A 2461-nucleotide genomic window follows, 5' to 3' on the forward strand; every position below is an offset into this window, starting at 1 on the left:
GGGCAGGCGGTGGCCAATTCGCTGGCCGCCGTCGAGGCCGGCGTGCGCCAGATCCAGGGCACGCTGAACGGCATCGGCGAGCGCTGCGGCAACGCCAACCTGATCTCCATCATCCCGACGCTGGCGCTGAAGCCGGCCTTCGCCGATCGTTTCGAGACCGGCATTTCGACTGAAGCGCTGACCGGCATTTCGAGGCTCTCGCGGGCCTTCGACGAATTGCTCAACCGCGCCCCGGAAGCGCAGGCGCCCTATGTCGGCGCCTCCGCCTTCGCCACCAAGGCCGGCATTCATGCCTCGGCGCTCGCCAAGGAGCCGGCGACTTACGAGCACGTGCCCCCGGAAGCCGTCGGCAACCGCCGCCGCGTCATGGTCTCCGACCAGGGCGGCAAGGCCAATTTCCTCGCCGAGCTGAAGCGGCGCGGCATCGACGTGCCGAAGGATGACCATCGGCTCGATGCGCTGATCGCCGTTGTCAAGGAGCGCGAGGCGGAGGGCTATGCCTATGAGGGCGCCGACGCCTCCTTCGAGCTGCTCGCTCGCAAGATGCTGCACGGCCTGCCGGAGTTCTTCAATGTCACCTCCTTCCGCTGCATGGTCGAGCGTCGCTTCGACGCCAACGGCCAGTTGAAGACGGTGTCGGAGGCGATCGTCAAGGTGATGGTCGATGGCGAGGAGAAGATGTCGGTCGCCGAGGGCCATGGCCCGGTCAATGCGCTCGACATCGCGCTCAGGAAGGACCTCGGCAAGTACCAGAACGAGATCGGCGACCTCGAGCTTGCCGACTTCAAGGTGCGTATCCTCAATGGCGGCACCGAAGCGATCACGCGCGTGCTGATCGAATCGCACGATTCCAGCGGCGCCCGCTGGTGGACGGTCGGCGTGTCGGAAAACATCATCGACGCCTCCTTCCAGGCGCTGATGGATTCGATCATCTACAAGCTGATGAAGAACCGCGACATGGCGGGGCTGGTGGCGGCGGAGTAGGCGCTTGGGCTCTTCGATCAGCTGGTTTGGCTTCCGGGGCTACGGGATCAAGGAAGCCGCGGCCTTGTTCGGCAGGGAAGTCGGCGGTTCATCGGACGATTTCGATTCGCCGGTGAATGCTTATCGCAGCGACAAGAACTGGGCGATCATCATCCTTGGCTACTGCAGCTTTCCCAATCCTCCTGACAGCTACCTGTCGGCGTTCTCGCAGGGCAGGGAACTGGTCGTCGTGCATATCGAGGAACACACGATGTTTTCTCGCGCCGAGCTCTGGAGCGCCGGTAAGAATATCTGGAGGGTTTGGCACAGCGGCGACAAGGAGGTCAGCGATCTCCAAACCACGGGAGATCTTCCAGCCTCCTTTGAAACCCTGCGGCAGCGAGCGTTTTCACAGCAGGACAAGGAAGGTGATGTCGACTATGTCTTCGACATTCCTCTCGATCTGGCGGCAGAGTTGACCGGCTTCAGGCACGATGAGGGGGCACCCGACCGGCTTTTCTTCGAGCTTGTCGAGAAACCCGCCCAGCACTGAGTTGGCACTCAGTCTCGGCACCTGGAGCGAAGTCAACCGCTTGAACCATCACCAAAAGTCCATTGATCCATCATAATTTTGTGATGGTCTTGCATGGCCGGCTGGGCCATAGCGTTGGGCCATGGTCACCGAGACAGCTCAGCTTGACGCAGATGCCAAGGCCCGCCGCGGCTTCTTCCTGGCGCTGGGCGCCTATTTCTTGTGGGGGCTGCTGCCCTTCTACATGAAGGCGGTGGCGCATCTGCCGTTGATCGAGGTGATCTGCCACCGCATCGTCTGGTCGGTGCCGATCGCCGCATGCGTTTTGGTCTGGGCCGGTCGCACCGCCGATTTCAAGGCCGCGATCCGCTCGCCCAAGAGCATCGCCATGGCGGCGCTGACGGCGACGCTGATCTCGGTCAACTGGGGGATCTATGTCTGGGCGATCGCGGTCGACCGCACCGTCGAGACCGCGCTCGGCTACTACATAAATCCGCTGGTGGTAGTCGTCGTCGGTGCGCTGCTGCTCGGCGAGCGGCTCGACCGGCTGCAGATCGCGGCGGTTGCGCTGGCCGCCATCGCGGTGACCGTGCTCACCATCGAGGCCGGCAAGCTGCCCTGGGTGTCGCTGGCGCTGGCATTTTCCTTCGCCGCCTACGGCTTCTTCCGCAAGACGCTGCCGATCGGCCCGAGCCAGGGATTTCTGCTCGAAGTGCTGCTGCTCTCGGTGCCGGCGCTTTGCTATATCGGCTACTTGATCGCCACCGGGCAGGACCATTTCGTCTCCAGCACTGGTTCCGACACCGCACTGCTGATCGGTTGCGGCCCGATCACCGCGGTGCCGCTGCTGCTGTTTGCCTTCGGCGCCAGGCTGCTGCGCCTCTCCACCATCGGCATCATGCAGTATATCGCGCCGACCATGGTGTTCCTGATCGCCGTGCTCGTCTTCGACGAGCCGTTCGGCAG

3 protein-coding genes are annotated in these 2461 nt (G+C 63.3%); all 3 read left to right on the top strand.

Translation table 11 applies throughout. The annotated features are described in order from the left end of the window. Window positions 1–984, top strand: a 984-nt coding sequence (locus EN781_RS30540; RefSeq protein ID WP_281034408.1) for an alpha-isopropylmalate synthase regulatory domain-containing protein, incomplete at its 5' end; no start/stop codon positions are given. A 4-nt stretch (window positions 985–988) separates the two neighbouring features. Beyond that, window positions 989–1516, top strand: coding sequence for a hypothetical protein (locus EN781_RS30545; RefSeq protein WP_126055685.1), 528 nt, complete (start codon window positions 989–991; stop codon window positions 1514–1516). Between the two features lie 121 nt (window positions 1517–1637). Further along, a partial coding sequence (gene rarD / locus EN781_RS30550) for an EamA family transporter RarD (RefSeq protein WP_127400632.1) occupies window positions 1638–2461 on the top strand: 824 nt, incomplete at its 3' end.

Source organism: Mesorhizobium sp. M4A.F.Ca.ET.090.04.2.1 (assembly GCF_003999085.1).
Lineage (GTDB): Bacteria > Pseudomonadota > Alphaproteobacteria > Rhizobiales > Rhizobiaceae > Mesorhizobium.